The organism is Pseudomonas sp. BF-RE-21 (assembly GCF_019947305.1).
Lineage (GTDB): Bacteria > Pseudomonadota > Gammaproteobacteria > Pseudomonadales > Pseudomonadaceae > Aquipseudomonas > Aquipseudomonas migulae.
The window spans coordinates 104,503-126,775 of the sequence record NZ_JAGYGF010000005.1 but is presented as its reverse complement, the minus strand read 5'-3'; the positions used below and the strand labels follow the sequence as shown (position 1 = coordinate 126,775).

General features: G+C 61.6%; 20 protein-coding genes. 9 read left to right on the top strand and 11 right to left on the bottom strand.

The genetic code is table 11. The features are described from left to right. Positions 1-4: 4 nt before the first annotated feature. Positions 5-1,741 (bottom strand): IlvD/Edd family dehydratase, encoded by a 1,737-nt coding sequence (locus KGB25_RS05985; protein ID WP_008030087.1) that lies wholly within the window; start codon positions 1,739-1,741, stop codon positions 5-7. 193 nt (positions 1,742-1,934) lie between these two features. Between KGB25_RS05985 and KGB25_RS05980 the strand changes: the two genes are divergently transcribed. The 9 genes from KGB25_RS05980 (at position 1,935) to KGB25_RS05945 (ending at position 8,869) form a co-directional block, all read left to right on the top strand. Further along, positions 1,935-3,242 (top strand): MFS transporter, encoded by a 1,308-nt coding sequence (locus KGB25_RS05980; RefSeq protein ID WP_223434592.1) that lies wholly within the window; start codon positions 1,935-1,937, stop codon positions 3,240-3,242. Between the two features lie 135 nt (positions 3,243-3,377). Further along, positions 3,378-4,370 (top strand): AraD1 family protein, encoded by a 993-nt coding sequence (gene araD1, locus KGB25_RS05975; protein WP_008030092.1) that lies wholly within the window; start codon positions 3,378-3,380, stop codon positions 4,368-4,370. A 10-nt stretch (positions 4,371-4,380) separates the two neighbouring features. Further along, a complete protein-coding gene (locus KGB25_RS05970) occupies positions 4,381-5,955 on the top strand; it encodes an aldehyde dehydrogenase (NADP(+)) (protein WP_223434591.1) in 1,575 nt (524 codons plus the stop codon). A gap of 201 nt (positions 5,956-6,156) precedes the next feature. Beyond that, positions 6,157-6,453, top strand: coding sequence for a DUF5629 family protein (locus KGB25_RS05965; protein ID WP_223434590.1), 297 nt, complete (start codon positions 6,157-6,159; stop codon positions 6,451-6,453). Further along, a complete protein-coding gene (locus KGB25_RS05960; protein ID WP_223434589.1) occupies positions 6,446-7,615 on the top strand; it encodes a lactonase family protein in 1,170 nt (389 codons plus the stop codon). The genes KGB25_RS05965 and KGB25_RS05960 overlap by 8 nt, the downstream gene beginning before the upstream one ends. 155 nt (positions 7,616-7,770) lie before the next feature. After that, positions 7,771-7,950 carry a hypothetical protein gene (locus tag KGB25_RS05955; RefSeq protein WP_008030101.1) on the top strand — a complete coding sequence of 60 codons (180 nt, stop codon included), beginning with the start codon at positions 7,771-7,773 and terminating at the stop codon, positions 7,948-7,950. A gap of 211 nt (positions 7,951-8,161) precedes the next feature. Then, positions 8,162-8,287, top strand: coding sequence for a hypothetical protein (locus tag KGB25_RS30380; protein WP_008030104.1), 126 nt, complete (start codon positions 8,162-8,164; stop codon positions 8,285-8,287). A 115-nt stretch (positions 8,288-8,402) separates the two neighbouring features. Further along, complete coding sequence (locus KGB25_RS05950) at positions 8,403-8,615, top strand: hypothetical protein (protein WP_008030105.1); 213 nt, start codon at positions 8,403-8,405, stop codon at positions 8,613-8,615. After that, positions 8,612-8,869 (top strand): hypothetical protein, encoded by a 258-nt coding sequence (locus KGB25_RS05945; RefSeq protein WP_008030107.1) that lies wholly within the window; start codon positions 8,612-8,614, stop codon positions 8,867-8,869. The genes KGB25_RS05950 and KGB25_RS05945 overlap by 4 nt, the downstream gene beginning before the upstream one ends. Before the next feature lie 106 nt (positions 8,870-8,975). Here KGB25_RS05945 and KGB25_RS05940 read toward each other — a convergent pair whose 3' ends face one another. From KGB25_RS05940 to KGB25_RS05895, 10 genes are all read right to left on the bottom strand, one after another. Beyond that, positions 8,976-9,572: a glutathione S-transferase gene (locus KGB25_RS05940; RefSeq protein ID WP_223434588.1), complete on the bottom strand. Its 597-nt coding sequence runs from the start codon at positions 9,570-9,572 to the stop codon at positions 8,976-8,978. After that, positions 9,569-13,210, bottom strand: coding sequence for an AAA family ATPase (locus KGB25_RS05935; RefSeq protein ID WP_223434587.1), 3,642 nt, complete (start codon positions 13,208-13,210; stop codon positions 9,569-9,571). Before KGB25_RS05935 ends, KGB25_RS05940 begins: the two co-directional genes overlap by 4 nt. Further along, positions 13,207-14,451: an exonuclease SbcCD subunit D C-terminal domain-containing protein gene (locus tag KGB25_RS05930; protein ID WP_223434586.1), complete on the bottom strand. Its 1,245-nt coding sequence runs from the start codon at positions 14,449-14,451 to the stop codon at positions 13,207-13,209. Before KGB25_RS05930 ends, KGB25_RS05935 begins: the two co-directional genes overlap by 4 nt. 268 nt (positions 14,452-14,719) lie before the next feature. Next, positions 14,720-16,360, bottom strand: coding sequence for a BatD family protein (locus tag KGB25_RS05925; protein ID WP_223434585.1), 1,641 nt, complete (start codon positions 16,358-16,360; stop codon positions 14,720-14,722). Then, positions 16,357-18,093 (bottom strand): VWA domain-containing protein, encoded by a 1,737-nt coding sequence (locus KGB25_RS05920; RefSeq protein WP_223434584.1) that lies wholly within the window; start codon positions 18,091-18,093, stop codon positions 16,357-16,359. Before KGB25_RS05920 ends, KGB25_RS05925 begins: the two co-directional genes overlap by 4 nt. After that, a complete protein-coding gene (locus tag KGB25_RS05915) occupies positions 18,090-19,169 on the bottom strand; it encodes a vWA domain-containing protein (protein ID WP_008042895.1) in 1,080 nt (359 codons plus the stop codon). The genes KGB25_RS05920 and KGB25_RS05915 overlap by 4 nt, the downstream gene beginning before the upstream one ends. Beyond that, the gene (locus KGB25_RS05910) at positions 19,162-19,656 is read right to left on the bottom strand and encodes a DUF4381 domain-containing protein (protein ID WP_008030120.1); all 495 of its coding nucleotides are present in this window, start codon (positions 19,654-19,656) and stop codon (positions 19,162-19,164) included. Before KGB25_RS05910 ends, KGB25_RS05915 begins: the two co-directional genes overlap by 8 nt. Continuing rightward, a complete protein-coding gene (locus KGB25_RS05905) occupies positions 19,653-20,597 on the bottom strand; it encodes a DUF58 domain-containing protein (RefSeq protein WP_008042897.1) in 945 nt (314 codons plus the stop codon). Before KGB25_RS05905 ends, KGB25_RS05910 begins: the two co-directional genes overlap by 4 nt. Positions 20,598-20,602: 5 nt before the next feature. After that, positions 20,603-21,562, bottom strand: a complete 960-nt coding sequence (locus tag KGB25_RS05900) for an AAA family ATPase (RefSeq protein ID WP_008030123.1) — start codon at positions 21,560-21,562, stop codon at positions 20,603-20,605. Between the two features lie 276 nt (positions 21,563-21,838). Then, positions 21,839-22,192, bottom strand: a complete 354-nt coding sequence (locus KGB25_RS05895; protein WP_008042899.1) for a hypothetical protein — start codon at positions 22,190-22,192, stop codon at positions 21,839-21,841. Between the last annotated feature and the right edge of the window lie 81 nt (positions 22,193-22,273).

Here is a 22,273-nt window from a genome sequence, read left to right as displayed (position 1 = left end):
GGGGTTAGTGGGAGTGGCGGGGGACTTCGGCGCCTCGGCAACCGACCAGGAAGTCGAAGTCGCAGCCCTGATCCGCTTGCAACACATGGTCGATGTATAGCTGGCGATATCCACCCAGGATCATCTGCTGCGGCGGTTGCAGATCGGCCATGCGCGCCGCCAGTTCGGCGTCCGGAATGTCCAGGTGCAGACGCCCGTTGGCGCAATCGAGTTCGATCCAGTCACCTTCCTTCACTGCTGCCAAAGGCCCGCCGGCCGCCGCTTCCGGTGCTACGTGCAACACCACTGTGCCGTACGCGGTGCCGCTCATGCGCGCATCGGAAATACGCACCATGTCCGTCACGCCCTGGGCCAGCAGTTTGGCCGGCAAGCCCATGTTGCCGACTTCAGCCATGCCCGGATAACCCTTCGGCCCGCAGTTTTTCATCACCAGAATCGAGTTGGCATCCACGTCCAGTTCCGGATCGTTGATCCGCGCCTTGTACATGTCAAAGTTCTCGAACACCACCGCACGCCCACGATGCTGCATCAGCTCAGCCGTGGCGGCGGACGGTTTGAGCACCGCGCCGAGTGGCGCCAGGTTACCGCGCAATACGCAGATGCCGCCGTCAGCGCGGATCGGGTTGTCGAGAGTGCGGATCACTTCGTCCTGGCCGTAGATCGGCGCGTCCTTGGTGTTCTCGCCGAGGGTCTTGCCGTTGACGGTCAAGGCATTTGGATTGGGAATCAGGTTGGCTTCGCCGAGGCGACGCAACACCGCAGGCAAGCCACCGGCGTAGTAGAACTCTTCCATCAGGAAGCGCCCGGAGGGTTGCAGGTCGACGATGGTCGGCATGCCGCGACCGATGCGGGTCCAGTCATCCAGCTCCAGTTCCACGCCGATGCGGCCGGCGATGGCTTTCAAGTGGATCACGGCGTTGGTCGAACCACCGATGGCGGCGTTGACCCGAATGGCGTTTTCGAAGGCTTCCTTGGTAAGGATTTTCGACAGTTTCAAATCTTCGCGGACCATCTCCACCGCACGCATGCCGGACATGTGCGCCAACACATAACGGCGCGCATCCACCGCCGGAATCGCGGCGTTGTGGGGCAGGGAAGTGCCGAGTGCTTCGGCCATGCACGCCATGGTCGATGCGGTGCCCATGGTGTTGCAAGTGCCGGCGGAACGGGACATGCCGCCCTCGGCCGCGAGGAAATCATCGATGGAGATGGTGCCCGCTTTCACTTGTTCGCTGAGCTGCCAGACCACGGTGCCCGAGCCGATGTCCTGGCCCTTGTGCTTGCCGTTGAGCATCGGCCCGCCGGTGACGACGATGGCGGGCACGTCGCAACTGGCCGCGCCCATCAACAGCGCCGGGGTGGTTTTGTCGCAACCGGTCAGCAGCACCACGCCGTCAATCGGGTTGCCGCGAATCGCTTCTTCGACGTCCATGCTCGTCAGGTTACGGGTAAACATGGCGGTCGGGCGCAGGTTCGATTCGCCGTTGGAGAACACCGGAAATTCCACCGGGAAACCGCCGGCCTCGATCACGCCGCGTTTGACGTGGTCGGCGATCTGGCGGAAATGCGCGTTGCACGGGGTCAGTTCCGACCAGGTGTTGCAGATGCCGATGATCGGTTTGCCGTGGAACTGGTGGTCGGCGATGCCCTGATTCTTCATCCAGCTGCGGTACATGAAGCCGTTCTTGTCGGCAGTGCCAAACCATTGGGCGGAGCGCAGGGTGGGTTTCTTATCAGACATGATCGATTCTCTTATTGTATGACTATATTGTTCTGGCTGAGGCGTAACATAAGCGCAATTCGATCTGTTTGGAAGTGTTGTTGCGTAAATAGTATTACTATATAGTCCACTCCAACGGAGGGAAGGCCCTGGCAGCTTTTGGCGAGAGGCGTCCCCCGAGGTTCTATAACAACAACAATCGGAGACCGATCTCATGAGCCAGGAACTGCGGCTTATTCGTCGCATCACGCTGAAACTGATTCCCTTCCTGATCCTGCTGTACCTGATCGCCTATGTGGATCGCTCCGCCGTGGGCTTCGCCAAGCTGCACATGGGCGCCGACATCGGTATCGGCGATGCGGCTTACGGCCTCGGTGCCGGGCTGTTTTTCATTGGTTACTTCCTGCTGGAAATCCCCAGCAACCTGATGCTCGAACGCTTCGGCGCGCGGCGCTGGTTTGCGCGGATCATGGTCACCTGGGGCGCCATCACCATCGGCATGGCCTTCGTTCAAGGGGCGCACAGCTTCTACGTGATGCGCTTTTTGCTCGGCGCCGCCGAAGCCGGGTTCTTCCCGGGCGTTCTGTACTACATCACGCAGTGGTTCCCGGTTCGCCATCGCGGCAAGATCCTCGGGCTGTTCATCCTCTCCCAACCGATCGCCATGCTGATCACCGGCCCGGTGTCCGGCGGCCTGCTCGGCATGGACGGCATCCTCGGATTGCATGGCTGGCAGTGGCTGTTCATCGTCATCGGCTCCCCGGCGATCCTGTTGACCTGGCCGGTGCTGCGTTGGCTGCCTGACGGTCCGCAACAGGTGAAATGGATGGATCAGCCCGAGAAAGACTGGCTGGCTGGCGAACTGAAAAAGGACCTTGAGGAGTACGGCCAGACCCGCCACGGTAATCCGTTGCATGCCCTCAAGGACAAACGCGTGTTGCTGCTGGCGCTGTTTTATCTGCCGGTCACCCTGAGCATTTATGGCCTGGGCCTATGGTTGCCGACGCTGATCAAGCAGTTCGGTGGCACTGATCTGGTGACGGGTTTCGTGTCGTCGGTGCCGTACATTTTCGGGATCATCGGTCTGTTGATCATCCCGCGCAGTTCCGACCGTTTGAATGATCGCTACGGCCATCTGGCGGTGCTGTATGTGTTGGGGGCTATCGGCCTGTTTCTCAGTGCCTGGCTGACGGTGCCGGTGCTGCAACTGGCGGCGCTGTGCCTGGTGGCGTTCGCCCTGTTTTCCTGCACCGCGGTGTTCTGGACCTTGCCGGGCCGGTTCTTCGCTGGCGCCAGTGCGGCGGCGGGGATCGCGCTGATCAACTCGGTGGGCAACCTCGGCGGCTACATCGGTCCGTTCGTGATCGGGGCGCTGAAGGAATACACCGGCAACCTGGCTTCGGGGCTGTATTTCCTCTCGGGTGTGATGGTGTTCGGGCTGATTTTGACCGGCGTGGTGTATCGGTTGCTGGAGCGCAAGCATGTGCTGCCGGCGGACCAGTTTGCAGCCAGCGCACGCTGACCTGTAGGAGCCGGCTTGCCGGCGATGGCGTCGGCACATTCAACATCATTGTCGACAGGCCGATCGCTATCGCCAGCAAGCCGGCTCCTACAGGGTTCTGCAGTGTTTTTGAGAATTGCTTACAGGAGAAAATTCATGCGTTTGGTTCAATTTGAATTGTTTAACGGCGAGCGCCGGGTTGGCGTGGTCGAGGACGGTCTGGTCCGCGAGGTGCAGGACGCGCGCACGGTGCGCGATCTGGCGTTGGCGGCGATCGAGGCGGGCGTCAGTCTTGAGCAGCAGGTGAACGCCCTGGGCCTGGGCATCAGCCACGACTATGCAGAACTGCTGGCGAAACTGCGCATCCTGCCGCCGCTGGACCATCCGGACCCGGCACACATGCTCGTCAGCGGCACCGGCCTGACCCATCTGGGCAGCGCCTCGGCGCGGGACAAGATGCATCAGCAGGCCGGCGACGAAGCAACGATGACCGACACCCTGCGCATCTTCAAGTGGGGCGTGGAGGGCGGCAAACCGGCAGCGGGGCAGGCCGGTGTGCAACCGGAATGGTTCTACAAAGGTGACGGCAGCATCGTCGTGCGTCCGGGTAAACCGTTCCCGCTGCCGCCGTTTGCCGAAGACGCCGGAGAAGAACCCGAGCTCAGCGGTCTTTACGTCATCGGCCACGACGGCAAGCCGTATCGCCTCGGTTATGCGGTGGGCAACGAGTTTTCCGATCACGTCATGGAGCGCAAGAACTACCTCTATCTGGCGCATTCCAAACTGCGCAGTTGCAGTTACGGGCCGGAGCTTCGGGTCGGTGAGTTGCCGGAGCATCTGGCGGGCACGAGCCGCATTTTGCGCGACGGCGAAGTGCTGTGGCAGAACGAGTTTCTCACCGGCGAGGCCAACATGTGCCACAGCCTGGAAAACCTCGAATACCACCATTTCAAATACAGCCAGTTCCTGCGTCCGGGGGACGTGCACATTCACTTCTTCGGCACCGCGACCCTGTCCTTTGCCGACGGCATTCGCACCCGGCCGGGGGATGTGTTCGAGATCAGTCAGGCCGAGTTCGGTGCGCCGTTGATCAACGGCATTGCACCGGTTGAAGCGGCCTTCGAGCCCGGCACCATCGGCATTCTTTAAGGAGTAACCCATGATTCTTGGTCACAACTATATTGGCGGCCAGCGCAGTGCCTGCGGCAGCGTCAAACTCCAGAGCGTCGACGCCAGCACCGGCGAGGCGTTACCTCACGATTTCTATCAGGCCACGCCGGAAGAAGTCGATGCCGCCGCCAAGGCTGCCGCTGCCGCGTACCCTGCTTATCGCAGCCTGAGTGCCGAGCGCCGCGCGCAGTTTCTCGATGCCATTGCCGATGAGCTGGACGCGTTGGGCGATGAATTTGTCGCCGTGGTCTGCCGCGAAACCGCGCTGCCTGCCGCCCGCATTCAAGGCGAGCGCGGTCGCACCAGCGGCCAGATGCGCCTGTTCGCCAAAGTGCTGCGGCGCGGTGATTTTTATGGCGCACGGATTGATCTGGCGCTGCCGGAGCGCAAGCCGTTACCGCGTCCCGACCTGCGTCAGTACCGCATCGGCCTCGGTCCGGTTGCGGTGTTTGGCGCCAGCAATTTCCCGTTGGCGTTTTCCACCGCCGGCGGCGACACCGCTTCCGCCCTGGCCGCCGGTTGCCCGGTGGTGTTCAAGGCGCACAGCGGTCACATGGCCACGGCCGAGCAGGTCGCTGATGCAATCCTGCGCGCTGCGGAAAAAACCGGCATGCCGGTCGGTGTGTTCAACATGATCTACGGCGGCGGGGTCGGCGAAGCGCTGGTCAAGCACCCGGCGATTCAGGCAGTCGGTTTCACCGGTTCGCTCAAGGGCGGGCGGGCGTTGTGCGACATGGCCGCTGCGCGTGCGCAACCGATCCCGGTGTTTGCCGAGATGTCGAGCATCAACCCGGTGATCGTCTTGCCCCAGGCCCTGGCCGTTCGTGCTGAAAGCGTGGCCCGTGACCTGACCGCTTCGGTGGTGCAAGGCTGTGGCCAGTTCTGCACCAACCCCGGTCTGGTGATCGGCATTCGCTCGGCGCAGTTCAGTGCGTTTGTGCAGCAGGTGGCGGGGTTGATCAACGATCAGCCTGCGCAAACCATGCTCAATGCCGGGACGTTGAGCAGTTATGGCCAAGGCCTGCAAAAACTCCTCGCGCATCCGGGCGTGACGCACCTGGCGGGTAATCCGCAGCAAGGCAATCAGGCGCAGCCGCAGCTGTTCAAGGCCGATGTCAGTCTGTTGCTCGACGGCGATGAAGTGCTGCAGGAAGAGGTCTTCGGCCCGACCACGGTGTTTGTCGAGGTGGCGGATCAAGCGCAACTCAGCGCTGCTTTAAATGGCCTGCACGGACAACTGACGGCAACGATCATTGGCGAACCGGCAGACTTCGAGCAGTTCGGCGAGTTGACGGCGTTGCTGGAACAGAAGGTCGGACGAATCCTGCTCAACGGCTATCCGACCGGTGTGGAGGTCTGCGATTCGATGGTCCATGGCGGGCCGTACCCGGCGACGTCCGATGCGCGTGGCACCTCGGTGGGCACGCTGGCGATTGACCGCTTCCTGCGGCCGGTGTGCTTCCAGAACTACCCCGACAAGCTGCTGCCGGATGCGTTGAAGAACGGCAACCCGCTGCGTATTCAGCGGCTGGTGGATGGACAGCCTTCGCGTGATGCCCTCTAACGGCTGAACATAAATCCCTGTGGGAGCGAGCCTGCTCGCGATTGCGGACTGTCAGGCACATTGATGTTGAATGTGCCGCCGCTATCGCGAGCAAGCCCGCTCCCACATTTGTTCTGTGTGGCGTGGGAGTTTTGTGGTCGGCTCTGAGCCGCTCCCACATTGCGCTATCATTGCGTCTTTCCCCTTCAAAGATTGACTGCCATGACTGCCCCAACCGACACCTTGCTCAACGCCCTCGAACACTGCGGAATGGTGGAAATCGACGGCTTGCATGCCTTCGAATTCGCCCTTGATGTCGACGACAATCTGCACATCGAATGCATGGATGGTCGAGCGGCCAAACATTGGGAGTTCACCCCAGCGCAAATCGAGGCGGCGACCTTCGATACCACATTGCAGAGCTGGCTGATCAAGGACAACGACGGCGAACACCGCCTGGTCTGCCTCGGCGACGTCATCAGCGGCGACAACGAAGACGACGAACAAGAGGATGCGTAATCTCTGGCCGCTGTTGATCGCCGGCAGCATCGGCGCAATGGGTGTTCAGGCCGCATCCGCCGACGACTATCAATTGCTCGTGGGTTCCTACACCGCAGGGCAAAGCCAGGGCATTTATCGCCTGAATTTCGACAGCGCCACCGGGCAGCTCGACGCCAAGCCGTTGCAAGTGGTCAACAGCGAAAACCCGTCCTGGTTGACCCTGTCCAATGATCAACGTCATCTGTTCGTGGTCAACGAAAACGGCCCGGGACAGAAAGACCCTGTCGGGCGCGTCAGCAGTTATGCGATCGACGCCAAAACCCATGCGCTGCGCCTGATCAATCAGGTCCAGAGCCTGGGCAACGAGCCGACCCATTCGAGCCTCAGTGGCGATGCCAGCCACCTGTTCGTCAGCAATTATTCAGTGGCTGAAGACCCGGGCGGCACGCTGGCGGTGTTGCCGGTGGGCGCCGATGGCATGCTCAAAACCGTAGTGCAAATGAGCAGTCATCCATCCAGCCGGGTCAACCCCGAGCGGCAGATGTCGGCGCATGTGCATTCGACGGTGTCCTCGCCGGATGGCAAGTTTGTGTTCTCCAATGATTTGGGCGCGGACAAGATCTTTGTCTATCGCTTCGATCCGAAGGCCAACCCGGACTTGCCGTTGATCGCGGCTACACCCGCGTCGGTCCAGTTGCCGCCCGGCAGCGGACCACGGCATTTGCTGTTCAGTGCCGATGGCAAACACGCGTGGTTGACCCTGGAAATGAGCGCGCAGGTCGCGGTGTTCGATTACCGCGACGGCACGCTTGAGCAAACGCAAATGGTCGATCTGGCGGCCGGGCAACCGACGTCGGACAAAGCCGCCGCAGCGTTGCATGCATCAAAGGATGGCAAATTCCTCTACGTCAGCAACCGTGGCACCGCCAATCAGTTGCTGGTGTTTGCCATTGCCCCTGCGACCGGCCACCTCAAAGAGCTGCAACGCCGTTCGGTGGAAGGGGATCACCCGCGCGAGTTCAGCCTCGATCCGAGTGGCCGGTTCGTGCTGATCGCCAATCAGAAGAGCAACCAGATTGTCGTCCTCGAACGCGATGCCAAGAGCGGTCTGCTGGGTAAAACCGTGCAGAAACTGCCGATGGATGCCCCGAGCGATCTGAAGTTCCTGGTGCGTCAATAGGCCGCAGGCCCCGGTTGATGGGGCCTGCATCCTTCTATTAATGACGCTGATATCTGCTACTGCTACAAAAGATTTCAAGGCGTCAGCCTCGGCAGTTAAGTTTGCTTCACGGCCCCACCGGGCAAGCAAGCCAACTGAATCCGAGGAATACCGCCATGAACTTCAATCTCTTCTCTGTCATCGCCGCATCCGCCATCTCTGCCACCGTTGCGCTGCCAGCCAGCGCCAACGTTGAAATCAGCGACAAAAAATCCCACGCCCAGAGCTACACCCAGAAATACCTGCAACAGAGCGCCAACTTCTACGCAGCCCTGGATCACAAAACCCAAGCCTGAAAGCCAAGCCCTGCACCCTTTATGCAGGAGCGAAGTCACTTGCGCGGATCAAGCTGAAAAGCTTCGAGAAAGCCTGAGTGATGTCGCTCCTGCATAACGCGTTTACGACAGCATCATATTGCTATTAATGCTGCGCTTGATATCACATGGCCATGAGTTTAAATTTGACGCTGATTTATTGACTCCTTCTACTATAAAAAGGATCGACAGCATGGCGATGCGTCTGGCCGTGGTACTTCTATTCCTCTATTCAACCCCCATTTTATCTGCCGCAACGCCCGTTCCAGGCGAGCCTGACGCTGCCCGAGAGCGCATGATGAGTTTTATCGAAGGCTGAAATAGACTGGCTTAATGATCAACGAAGCTGATGGTGACTATGGATAACCCTGAGTGGTTATCACAGCTTTTTTGATCGATTCTGTGGGCACTGAAACATGCCCACGGAGAACACCATGGCCAGCGCAATCCTCACTTCTGCCAAACACGGCGCCTACCTGGCCATCGGTCTTTACGTGGCGCTGGTGTTGGTTGTCAGCATTACCGCGCAATCGCAACACGAAATCGACGCACCGATTCAGGTCGCTTATCCCGCCATTCAGTTCGAGCACCGCGCACAAAACGCCGTGATCGATCACGCAGACGTGGCGGGAGTGACAGGGGCATGAAAGGGGGCAAACTCTGGGTCATCGCCTTCCTGGCGTTCATGACCAATGGCTCATCACTGTTGGGCATCGGACAAGCCTCGGCAGGTTCCGTGGCTCGCGCTATCGAAGCCAATCACAACCTCGCTCGCAGCATCGAAACTGAAAAGGCCATGGGCCTGCTGGCCGGTAATCCACCGATCAAACGCCAAGGCGATTTCTTCGGGCCGTTCCAGGTCGATTGCTCGGTGCTGCAGATGTGCGAAGTGTTCGCCTGAATCCTGATACGCCAACAACCCTTGTAGGAGCGAGGCTTGCCCGCGAAGCTTTTGGCGGTCTTGATGACCCCTTCGCGGGCAAGCCTCGCTCCTACAGGGGGGGCAGCTATTTCTTCATGATTGATGTGAACAGGTCCGATTCCAGGAATCGCTGCAACCACGCCTGCAACCGCACGTAAGGCGTCTGCCCGAACCACTCGCGATCGACATGGGCGAACTGCCGAACGAACGGCATCAACGCCACATCCGCCAGGCTCGGATGCGCCGCCAGCAAGTAATCGCGGCCTTCAAGCAACGCCTCCAGCCTGCGCAAGAACACCTCACCCTCGCTGCGATAAAACGCCATTGGCTGCTCGGGATAACGCTCGGCGTACTTGTAACGATTCAGGTGCACTTTGAACACCTGATCGTTCTCTTCGATCAACGCGGCGATCTGCGCTTGCCCCACAGGATCATCCTTGAGCAACCAGTCCTGCGGATCGTTCTGCGCCAATGCCCAGTGCATGATCGCCAGACTCTCATCGATCACTTGGTCGTCGACGCTCAGCACCGGCACCGTGCCTTTGCTCGACAGCGCCAGCATCTCGGCAGGCTTGGCCTTCAGGCTGACCTCGACGATGTTCACCGCAACGTCCGAGTAACGCAGGGCCATCCGCGCCCGCATGGCGTACGGGCAGCGGCGGAAGGAGTACAGCGTGGTCATTTCACCTCCAGGGTGCTCAGGCCGTTGCCCTGACGGTGGACCTGGATCTGCACCGGGATCCGTTCGTGCATTTCCTGGACGTGGGAAATTACCGCGACCTTGCGGCCCTGAGCCTGCAAGCCATCGAGGGCGTCCATCGCCAGTTGCAGGGATTCGGGGTCGAGGCTGCCGAAGCCTTCGTCGATGAACAGCGATTCGATTTTCAGCGTGCTCGACGCCATCGAAGCCAGACCCAATGCCAGGGCCAGCGACACCAGGAACGTCTCGCCACCCGACAGCGAATGCACCGAACGCAGCTCGTCGCCCATCTCGGTGTCCATCACCAGCAAGCCCAGCATGCTGCCGCCGCGTTTGAGGCGATAGCGCCGCACTAGTTGCCGCAACTGCACGTTGGCGTGATGCACCAGCAGGTCGAGGTTGTAGGCCTGGGCGATCTTGCGGAAGGTGTCGCCGGTCGCGGAGCCGATCAAGGCATTCAAGCGCGCCCAGCGCTGATACTCGCTGTAAGCGTCGGCGATTTGTTGCGCCAGGGCCTGATTGGCGTTCTGCCGGCGCTGGTCCTCGGCCTGTTCGGCGCGCAGTTCGGCGCAACGGTGCTCGCTGGCGGCAAACTGGTTTTGCAGTTCGGTCAGGGCGGTGTCCAGTTGCGCGGCATCGAGATAACCGTTGTGCTGCGCCTGATGACTGGCCAGACGCTTGTCGCGTTCCTGCAACAACACCTTGGCTTGTTCGATGGCTTTTTCGTTGTGCTGCAACCGTTGACGCAATTCGCTGACCTGTTGGTCGTCGACGCTCAGCAACTGCTCAAGGCCGCCGTCATCCAGTTCCGGATGCAAGGCGCGCCAGTCGGCAATCTTCAGGCCCAGTTCACGATCTTCGCTTTCAAGGGCGAGCAGGCGGTCTTGCTGCGCTTTCAGTTCCGCTGCCAGTTGCACCAGGTGCGTGCGCACCGATTGCAGTTCCTGACTGACGGTCGCCTGGGCATTGCGCGCCTGTTCGACGGCTTGATCCAGTTGCTGTTGCCAGTGTTCGGCGCTGCTGTGGGAACCGAGCAGTTGCGTCAGTTGCTGCTGGCAAGCCTGTTGCTGCTCGGTGAGCGTGGTGAACTGGCGCTGAGCTGTTTCCAGCTGCTGGACGCGGGTCAGTTGACGATCCTGTTCCTTCTCCAGCGTCTGCTGGCGTTGTAGCTGTTCGCTCAGTTCATCGCGTTGCTGGTCGAGTTGCTCCAGGCGCTGGGCGATCTGCCGGTCGAGCTGCATGAAGGTCGCAGCCGGTTCGTTGCGCAAGGCGTCCAGTGTGTCGGCCGGGAGCAGGGTGCTGAAGGCGATCAGCTCTTCGTCCAGGCGCTGACGGTCATTGCTCAACTCGCGTTGCTGGTTGGCCAGGTGCTGGGTCGCCTGCTGACTCGCGGATTCGGCGTTGCGCAGTTGCTGTTGCAGGCGCGTGGCGTCCTGCTGCAGGGTGAGCAGGGCGGTCTGGCGCTGTTCGTCCTGCGTGATGCTTTGGTTCAACTGGCTGTTTTGCTGGTTCAACCAGGCATCGCGTTTGGCGCTGTCCTGGGTGAAAAGCTGCGCGGATAACGGGTGCGCATCGAGGCTCGGGGCCAGGCTTTGCTGCTGAGCGAGCAGTTGTTCCTGCTGTTGCAGCAATTCCTTCTGTTGCGCAATCACGCCGCCGACTTCGGTACGCAGGTCGGTGAGTTTTTCCTTGAGCGAATCCACCGCTTTTTGCGCGTTGGCCTGTTCGTTTTCATCATGGCGGCCGAGGCTTTGCAGCAGCGCTTCCGGTTGATGATAAGGATGGTCCGGGCTGCCGCAGACGGGGCACGGCTGATCGTCCTGCAATTGCTCGCGCAGTTCTTCGACACTGGCGCTGCGTGCCAGACGCTGACGTTCCAGCAGTTCGCGGGTCACCGTCAGGGTCTGTTCGGCCACGGTCAATTCGTTTTTGGTTTTCACCCCGTCCTGGGTCAGGCGGTCGCGCTCCTGCTGGGCAACGGTTTGACGTTGCTGCAATTCGGCGATGCGCTTGTCCAGTTCCTGCTGGCCAGTCCACAGTCGCGTCAGCTCTTCAATGGCGCGCAGTTGCTTGCGGTTGTCCTGCAACAGAGTGCCCAGCAGCTGGATCTGTTCGGCCACCGCATCAGGCTCGGCGCCGGCCTCTTTGTAGAGCACTTCCAGATTCTGTTTTTGCGCCGCCAATTCCTCGGCGGCATGGGTGGCGTTCTGCTCCAGAGAGGCCAGTTCCGCCTGCCCCTTGTTCAATCGATTGCCGATCAGCATCAACTGTTGCAAGCGGTCGCGGTAGGCGTTCCAGGCATCGCTGAGTGGCGCTAGATGGGTGCTTTGCTCAAGCTCGGCGGCAATCCGTTGCAGACGCTCGGCAACCCGGTTCTGCTGCTCAAGCAAACCTTGAATCGTCTGTTGGCCTTCGGAGCAGGCCCGTTCCGCTTGCTGCTTGAGGTCGGCGCTGAGGCCGGTGTCCTTGATCAGGCGGGCGAGGGTGCTTTGCGCCTCAAAGGCCTGGCGCAGCAGTGGCGCGCTTGAGGTGTGTTGGCTTTGTGCCTCGATCAGCGCGGTTTGCGCTGCGCTGAGACTGTGTTCGAGTTGCGTCTGACGGGTTTGCAGATCCTGTTCTTGCCCGGTGTGCTGCTGGATCTGCGCGGCCAGCGGCGTGAGCTGGGCGGTCAGTTCGGTCTTGCGGGCGAACTGGTGCCGTTGTGGTGCCAGTTGTTCCAGTCGAGTCAGCTTCAAGCGTTCGCTGGCCAGGTTTTCCCAGTCCTGCCGGGCGCTGGTCAGTTGCTCGGTGGCGCTGAGCTGCTCGTCCTGCAATTGGCGCAGCTCTTTCAGCCAGGTGTGTTGCAACTCCAACTGTTTGAGTTGCGCCTGCTGAGTCTTCAATTGCTGCTGTGCTTCGTTGAAGCGTTCATCCAGTTCTGCGCGGGCTTCGGTCGACAGCGGCGTGACGCCGGTGGCCTGGTCCTGCAACAGCTTGTGCGCTTCACGGGCCTCTTTGGCCTTGTCGAAGGCGCGACGGCCGAGACGTGTGTAGAGCGCGGTGTCGGTGAGTTTTTCCAGCAGTTCGCTGCGTTCGTTGTCGTTGGCCTTGAGGAACGCACTGAATTCGCTCTGGGCCAGCAACACGGCACGGGTGAACTGCTCGAAGTTCAGGCCCAGGACTGCTTCGAGCTGGACCTTGAATTCAACTTTCTGACTGGCCAGCAGTTGATCCAGATCGATATCGCGCAAGCTCTGACGGCTGTGTTGCAGCTTGCCGCCGGCCTTTTCCCGGGCGCGATTGGCTTCCCAGCGCGCGCGGTAGCGACGGCCATCGATGCCGACGAAATCCACTTCGGCATAGCCTTCGCCCGTACCGCGACGCAGTAACGTGCGCGGGTCGCCGGTGCTGATTTCACCGTCGGCGTCCGGCGCTTTGGCCGACACTTGCGCGTTGCTCAACCGCGGCACGGCGCCGAACAGCGCCAGGCACAAGGCATCGAGCAAGGTGCTTTTGCCGGCACCGGTCGGCCCGGTGATGGCGAACAAACCGGCGCTGGCCAACGGCTCGGCGGTGAAGTCGATTTCAAATGGCCCGGCCAGGGAGGCGAGGTTTTTCAGGCGGATCGCGAGAATTTTCATGGCTGTTCGCTCTCCATTTGCACGTCTTGCAACAGCTCGGCGAAGTCCTTCAGCGTTTGCTCATCGACCTCGCTGCCGTAGTTGTCCTGCCAGGCGCGGCTGAACAATTCCTGGGGCGTGAGCTGGTCCAGTTCAACCAGGGTCGCACCGTCATCGAGGCCATCACGGCTGCCGTTTCCGGCGTACTCAGCGGCGATGCGCACCAGGCGCACGGCTTTGCCTTGCAGGGCGGTTTCGACCTGATGGCGCAAGTCGGGTTGCGGCTCGTCGAGGCGCACCCGCACTTCCAGCCACGGCTGCCGTTGAACGTCGGCGAGCAAGTCGATGTTCGGCAGGTCGCCCAGTTGCAGCAGGATGTCAGCCAGAGGTGCAGGGCCGATACGTTGCAGGTTGACGGCGCGGGGAATCAGTTTCGGTTCGACGCTGACCAGGGTTTCGCCGTCGAGTTGGACGTCGAGAATCTGATGCTGATAACCGATTTCGGAAAACGACAATGGAATCGGCGAGCCGCTGTAGCGAATGCGCTCTTCACCGTTGACCTTCTGCGGTTTGTGCAAGTGGCCAAGGGCAACGTAGCTGATGCTCGGGCCGAAGAGACTGGCGGGCAGCGCTTCGGCGTTGCCGATGATCAGGCTGCGCTCGGAATCTTCGGACACCGATCCGCCGGCCATGTGCGCATGACTGATGGCAATCAGCGCCTGACCTTTCTTGCGCTTGGCGTTGGCGGCTTCGATCAGCCACTCGTGAACCTGGCCAATCCCGCGCAGGTAGTTGTCGCCCAGGTGCGCGCCGGTCACTTCGGCAGGTCGCAAAAATGGCAACGCCAGGCACCAAGCAACGGTTTTGCCCTTGGCGTCCGGCAGTGGCAGCAGCAGGCGCTCGGCGTCGAGTTGGCCGTCATCCAGCCACAACACACGACCCAGCGCATGCGTGCGCAAACGGCGCATCAACGGTGCAGGCAATTCGATGCGCGAGCCGGAGTCATGATTGCCGGCGATCATCACGATGGTCAGCTTCGGCTGCTGTTCGTGGGCGCTGACGATGAAATCGTAGAGGCGTTCCTGGGCTTTGACCGGTGGATTGACCGTGTCGAAGATATCGCCGGCGATCAACAGCACATCGGGCTGGTCCAGTTTCAGTTGATGCAGCAACCAATCGAGGAAACAGCCGTGCTCGAAATCGCGTTCCTGGCCGTGCAGGTTCTGCCCAAGGTGCCAGTCGGAGGTGTGAAACAGACGCAAGGCGAGCTCCGTAGGAAATAGAGTGATGGCCGCGAGGAAATTGACAGCGGCGAAAGGGGAGAGAGTTTACGGGTAAAGCGACACCAAACCTACTGCAGGAACTGGCCACCACAACCTCAAGGGCCTCTTCGCCGGCAAGCCTGGCTCCTACAGGGATTCGCGCCGCCCCCGGCCTTGTAGGAGCGAGGCTTGCCCGCGAAGGCGGCCTTGAGCGCGACGCGGAACTCGGGATCGCTTCGCCGGCAAGCCGGCTCCTACAGGATTGGGGTTACTTCGGGTAGAGCGGTGGCAGGCCGCTGTCGCCGACCGGGTCTTGAACCCGCTCGGCAATCGGGATTGCCTTGATCGCGCGCCACAGCTCTTCACCTTGCCAATGCTGGCCGGTCTCGCTGTACAGCGCCCCGTTCAAACCATCCAGCGCGTCCGACAACGGCACGAAACGCGCCGCCATGTCGGCCAGGGTTTCCGGTTGTTGCCGGGCCCAGGCGTCGAGGGCCTGGCGGGTGGCGTGGGAGTCGTTGGCCTGACAGGCGCGCTTGAGGTCGTCGAGCACGGTACGCGGGCTCGGGCCTGTCTGGGCCGCGCGCAGGATCGCCGGTTGCCAGCGGGCACGCCACCAGAGGCCGAAACCCAGCAGGGTGGTGCAGGCGAGAATGACGGTGCTGAGTTTCCACCACCAGAGCGCTTCATTGTCGGCAGGGGAAATGACCAGCGGCGTGCCGGCCGGGGTATCAACCATCAAGCCAGGATTGTTCACCACTTGCAGCGTCCGCGCCGGCAGGCTGCTGTGTTCCAGATGATCTTCGAAGGTGTTCCACCAGACCACATCCACAGCCGGCAACTCGACGTTCCCCCGCTGGACAGGCACCAGTGCCTCACGGTCCTCGCGGCTGCCGATCAGGCCGCGCTCGCTATTCTGGTTGACCAGCACCGGCTGATCCGGATAGCGCCGCAAGCCGTTGACGTCGGTGGCCGGCAATGGCGGCAGTTGTGAACTGGCCAAACCTTCGGCTTCCAAAATCAGGCTGCGAGTCAGCGAGTCACCCACTTGCGTGTGATCCGGTTCCGGATTCCAGCTCTCGCTCAGGGTCAGGCTGCGGGCCGGCAGCCAAGGCACGTCAGCCGGGTAAGTGGCAGGTTTCGGCTTGACGGTCAGCGGCAGTTCGACCGAGCTGACACGCATCAATTTGCCGGATTTCGGCACCTGGGACTCGACGTCCTTGGCCGGCTGCGCGTCCACCAGCGTGGCGCTGAAAACCTGCGCCGGAATGGTCAACTGGCCGCTGTGTTGCGGGTAGATCGCGTAGCGCAATTCGATCACGCCATGGCGCAGGCCGTTGATGTCTTTTTCGTAAGTGCGCGACTCGCCCAACTGCTCGATGCGCGCATCGGGAATCTGCAACGGAGTCAGGCTGCTGTCGTCATACAGCGACACGGAATGGTAGATGCGCAAGGTCAGGAGCGCCTGGGCCTGCACGTACACGCTGTTTTGATCGAGGCTGGCGTCGATGAATACCGGGGCCAGTTTTTGCGTGCTGTCCTGGGTTTCGCTCTCGACCACTTGCAAGGTGATCGGCTGGCTCTGCACATCGCCCAGTTGCAGCGACGGAATCACCACGCTGCCGTTCTGGCGAGGTAGCAGGGTGATGATCCAGCGGGTGGTGGCGCCGTTGCCGCCGTTAAGGGTCGTCAACTGGTTGACCTGGCGGGTGCCGCGCACTTCAAACAGAGGCTCCAGCGCCGTCAGGTCGGGCTTGCCGAATTGGGTGACATCGTTGGACTCCAGGGTCAGCTCGACCGTTTCGCCGGAGTTCAGGCGACTGCGGTCGACACTGGCGACCAGTTGCGCAGCCTGGGCCTGAACGGTCCAGATAAACAGAGCAAGCATGAAAGCGGTGAAGCGGGTCATCGGGTTTTTTCCTGATCCTGATGTTGCTGCTGTTCGTACCAGAATTTGCGCCTGAGCAATTCGCCCGGGTCGTCCGGGATCTTGCGCAGCCATTGTTCCAGCGCCTGGCGCTGTTCGCCATCGATGGTATCGCTGGCAGGGCGCAACGGCGGGGTGGTGCTTTGTTCGTCGCCCAACTCGCTGCCGGGCACCTCATTGGTGCCGGGGCGCGCCGGTGTCGTATCCGACTGTTCTGCATCGGGTGCCGTGGTCTGGGCATCGGACTTCGGTTCGCCACTGTTCGACTGTTGGGTGGCTGCGCCCGGCGGTGGTTCCTGCGGGGTCCCGGTCTCGTCGCCTTCGGTTTTGTCCGGTTCAACGGGTGCCGGCGTATTTTTCTGCTTGATCAAGCTTTCCACCAAGGCCTTGTTGGTCTGCGCCGGGCGCAGATCCGGTTGCCGCTCCAGTGCCTGATCGTAAGCATCCAGCGCGGCTTCCAACTCACCGCCTTTGGCCAGGGCGTTGCCACGATTGTAGTGGGCGTGGGCATCATTGCCTTCGGCGAACCGCTGGGCGGCGCCACTGTAGTCGCCGGCCTCGTAGAGCGCCACGCCTTGCCATTGCCGATCCTGGAAATGCTGCGCGGCCTCGGCCGGACGCTTCTTTTTCAACAGATGCAGGCCTTGCTGGTCAGGGCGCAACCACAAGTCTTCGAAGTCGAAGGCATGGCTCGGCTGCGGCAACAGGAACAGCAGCGGCAGGCAGAGCAACCAGCCGCGTCGCCCGGCGCAGGCCGCCAACAGCAACAGCGGCAACAACAGCCAATAACCCTGATCGGCCCAGCTATCGAGACGCAGGGTCTGGCCGTCATTGCGCAAGTTGCGCGGGCCATCGAGCAAGCCGAGGGCGCGCAGGTCGGCATCGTCCAGGCGCGCGTGGCGATAGCGCCCATCGAGGCCGTTAACGAACGCTTTCAGGTTCGGCTCGTCGAGGTGCGGCACCAGAATCGCGCCCTGATCATCTTTGAGGAAACTGCCATCTTCCTGAGTGATCGGTGCGCCTTCGGCGGTGCCGATGCCGAGCATCAAAAACCGGGTCGACTTGCCGTCGAGCGCCTGTTGAATGCCTTCGCGTTCCAGTTCAGTCAGGGACGAACCGATCAGCAGAATCCGGCCGTCACCCAGCGCGGCCTGATTCAGCAGCGCAAGGGCTTTGGTCACCGCGAGATCGGCGCGATGGCCGGTCTGGGGCATCAACGACGGTTTGAGCGCCTCCAGCAGATTGCGGCTGGTAGACAGGTCATCCGACAGCGGCACCAGCGTGTGTGCGCTGCCGGCGTAGACGACGATGGCGGTCTGGGCGTCGCTGCGGTTTTGCAGCAGGTCGAACAGCTTGCGCCGGGCCTGTTCCAGCCGGTTTGGCGTCACGTCGGTGGCGAGCATCTCCGGGGTCAGTTCAAGGATCACCACCAGCGGGTCGGCGGGTTTCTGGCTGGCTTGCTCGACGCGCTCCCAACTCGGCCCCAACAGCGCCAGTATCGTCAGCAGCCATGCCACACCGAGGGCGACCCACGGCAATTTGCTGTCGCGACCGTTGCCGCCACTGAGCAGCGAAGAATGAAAGGCCGGCGGCAGAATCATCTGCCAGCGCCCGGCGCGTTTCTGTCGATGCCAGAGTTGCCAGAGCAACCAGCCGAGCAGCGGCAACAGCAGCAGCCACCAGGGACGGAACCAGTAAGGCCACAGCGCACTCATCGGCGCCTCCGCAGGCGCAGGCGCTTGAGTCGCTGACGCCAGTCAGGCAGTTGCGTTTGCAAGAACAGATCCTTGGTAAACAGGCGCTGCAACGGGTTATCCGGCCAGCGTTCGCGCGCCACCAGCAATAGGCTCAACAGCAGCGCCATCGCCAACGGCCAGTGATACAACGCTTGCGCCGGGCGGGCCTGGGTCGGTTGCTGGGTCACGGGTTCCAGTTGATCGAGGGTTTCCTTGATCGTTTGCAGTTCCTTGCCGTCGCGAGCGCGGAAATACTGGCCGCCCGTGGCGGCGGCAATGGCTTTCAGCGCAGGCTCGTCGAGGTCCAGGCTCGGGTTGATGCCGAGGAATCCTGCGGTGCCGCTTTGCTCGGGATCGGCGCCGATGCCGATCGGGTAGATTTTCACGCCTTCCTTGGCCGCCAGCCGCGCGGCGGTCAGCGGGTCGATTTCGCCGCCGTTGTTGGCACCATCGGTGACCAGAATCAGCACACGGCTTTGCGCCGGACGCAGGCGCAGGCGTTTGAGCGCGAGACCGATGGCGTCGCCGATGGCGGTGTTCTTGCCGGCGATGCCGATGCGCGCTTCGTCGAGCCAGACCCGCACGGTGCGCCGGTCAAAGGTCAGCGGTGCTTGCAGGTACGCTCTGCTGCCGAACAGGATCAGGCCGACACGGTCGCCTTCGCGTCGCTCGAGAAAATCACCGAGCAAATGTTGCACCAGCGTAAGGCGGCTGACCTCATCGTCCTGCCACTGCATGTCAGGGAAATCCATGGAACCGGAAACGTCCACCGCCACCAGCAAGTCACGGCCACTGGCGGCAATCGGCAACGGTTCGCCGAGCCATTGTGGGCGCGCTGCAGCGATCAGCAAAAACAGCCACAGCAGGATGAACGGCGCTTGTTGCCGCCAGGCTGGCAGGTTGGCCCGGGCACGGCGCCGGGCCAGGCCTTCGAGGTCACTGAGGAAACTGACTTTTAGCGCCGGTTCGCCGCTGTCGGCCACCGGCAGCACGATGCGCATCAACCACGGCAGCGGCAGCAGGGCGAAGATCCACGGCCAGGCGAACTCAAACATGTTTGCGAATCCACGTGTCGACGGCTTGGGTCAGGCCGGCGATGGCCTTGTCGTCGAGTTTGCATTCGGGTTTGTAGGCGCCTTCGACCAGTACCATCCAGCGCGTCAGCCCGGCGGCCGGGCAACGGTTGTCGAGAAACGCCAGCCATTTGCGCCCGTTGAGGGTGTGGCTCTGGCTGTAGGGGTAATGGTTGCGGCACAGGCGTTTGAGCAAGCCATTGAGTTGCTGCAGCCAGGCACCGGCCGGTGCGCCGTCGTAAGGTTTGGGCATCAGCGCCAGTTCGGCCAGTGCGGCGATGCGCACCGGGTCCAGCGGTTGTTCGGCGCGCACGATGGGGCGCTTGTTCGGCAGGAAACGCCGGGCCTTCCACAGGCCGAAGCCGATCAGCGGCAGTAACAACAGCAAAAACCACCAGCCCGGTGCCGGTGGCCAAAAGCCAATCGGCGGCGGGGAAATCAGCGGTTGCAGTTGATCGAGGCTGCTCATCGATATTTCCCCGGTTTTTGCGGGTTCAGGTACTCGCGCAGTTGTTCGACCATCTCGCTCTGGGTGCTCAGGGGCATCAACAACACCCGCAGTTTTTGCGCGAGCAATTCCCAATGGGCAATGCGTGCTTCGGCCTGGGCGCGGTAGGTCTGGCGCAGGTCGAAATTCAGCGTGTCGAGTTCCAGTTGCGCGCCGCGTTCGGCAAAGCGCAAAAGGCCGGCAGCGGGCAGGGCATGGTCCAGTGGGTCGGACAGTGGCAGCAGCAACAGGTCGCAATGGCGCGACAGCAGGCTCAGTTGCTGCTCGGAACCCTCAGTCAGCGCGCGCTCGTCGCAGATCACGATCACCAGGCTGCCGGGGCGCAGCACCTCACGGGCACGACGCAGGGCCAGGTTGAGGGCATCGCGGTTCTGCTCGCTTTCGGTGTGCAACGACTGATTGACACGCACCAGCCGGTTGAGAAATTGCAGCAGGCTTTGTTTGCTGCGCCGGGGCTTGATTTCATAGTGTTCGTTATCGCCGAACACCAGGCCGCCAACCCGATCGTTATGGCCGAGCGCGGCCCAGCCGATCAAGCTGGCGGCCTGGGCGGCGAGCACCGATTTGAACATCAGCCCCGAACCGAAAAACAGCCGTCGGCTCTGTTCGACCATGATGAAAATCGGCCGCTCGCGTTCTTCGTGGAACAGCTTGGTGTGCGGTTCCTGGGTTCGGGCGGTGACGCGCCAGTCGATGCTGCGCACGTCGTCGCCGGCCTGATAGACCCGCACCTGATCGAAATCGACACCACGACCACGCAGCTTGGAGTGGTGCAGGCCGATCAGCGGGCTGCGCTGGCTCGGCGTGGAAAACAGCTGCACTTCACGCACACGATGGCGCATCTCGATCAGCTCGGCGAGGCTGACGCGGATGCCCGGCTCGGGCGGCAGAATGACGTTCATCGGGGTCAAGCGACGGCTACGACGTCGAGAATCCGCTGGACCACCCGGTCCTGGTCGATGCCAGCGGCTTCGGCTTCAAAGGACAGAATGATGCGGTGACGCAACACGTCGAACAGCACCGCTTGAATGTCTTCCGGGCTGACGAAGTCGCGACCGGCCAGCCAGGCGTGGGCGCGGGCACAGCGGTCGAGGGCAATCGAACCGCGCGGGCTGGCGCCGTAGGCAATCCACTCGGCCATCTCCGGGTCGAACTTGGCCGGCGTGCGCGTGGCCATGACCAGTTGCACCAGGTATTCCTCCACGGCGTCGGCCATGTACAGACCGAGGATTTCCTTGCGGGCGGCGAAAATGGCCTGCTGGCTGACCCGGCGCTCCGGTTTGGTTTCACCGTTCAAGGCTTCGCCACGGGCCTGTTGCAGGATGCGGCGTTCGACGGTGGCGTCCGGGAAGCCGATTTTCACGTGCATCAGGAAGCGGTCCAGCTGCGCTTCGGGCAGCGGGTATGTGCCTTCCTGCTCGATCGGGTTTTGCGTGGCCATCACCAGGAACAGCGGCGACAGCTCGTAGGTGCTGCGCCCGACACTGACCTGACGCTCGCCCATGGCTTCAAGCAAAGCCGACTGAACCTTGGCCGGGGCACGGTTGATTTCGTCCGCCAATACCAGGTTGTGGAAGATCGGGCCTTGCTGGAACACGAAACTGCCGGTTTCCGGGCGATAGATTTCCGTGCCGGTGATGTCGGCAGGCAACAGGTCAGGGGTGAACTGGATGCGATGGAACTGGGCTTCGATGCCTTCGGCGAGTTCTTTGATGGCCTTGGTCTTGGCCAGGCCGGGAGCGCCCTCGACCAGCATGTGGCCGTCGGCAAGCAGGGCGATGAGCAAGCGCTCGATGAGTTTTTCCTGGCCGAGAATCTGCGTTGAAAGAAAGGTTCGCAGCGCGAGCAGCGCTTCACGATGTTCCATCGATGACTGTTCCTGGAAAGGGTGACCGAAGACGTTCGAATAACGCCAGGGCTGGGGGCGTTACTTTAATCTATCGCGGGGGGCGGCGACTAACGGCATTTTGTGCAAATGTGCGCAGGAGGTGGGTTATCGATGTTGTTTCGGAGAATGTGGCGATCTTGCGGACGCCTTCGCGGGCAAGCCTCGCTCCTACAGGATCAGGGTAGCCGCGATATTGCGGCCGGCCTAAACCTGTAGGAGCGAGGCTTGCCCGCGAAGAGGCCCGTCCAGGCAACATCAAATCTTGCTGATGTAAGTCCCGGTCCCCTTAAGGATGTTCTGCAAGGTTTCTTCCACTTCCGCCAGATCACTCGCACTCGTGCTGTGCGTAATCTCCAGCGAATCATCCCCATTCAACGCATCCGCATCCGCCGCAGCGATTTCGATCAGCAAGCGGGTAGGGCTCAGCGTCACTTTCACGCCGTCCAGCGTTGAAGGTTCGCCATCAAGGGTGATCTCCAGCTCGTCCTCGTCCGGGTAGCGGCTCATCAGGAACATTTCACCCTGATCGCTGTGGCAGGCGAGCATGGCCATGTTGTCTTCTTCCTCGTCACACGGGTTGACGATCAACAGGGCGGTGGTCATTTTCATGGGTATTTCCTGGCTCGGCGAGCGTTGTGAACACAACAAAAGGCAATTCTGCCAGCCCTCGGGAATTTCTGCTCGGCTGAC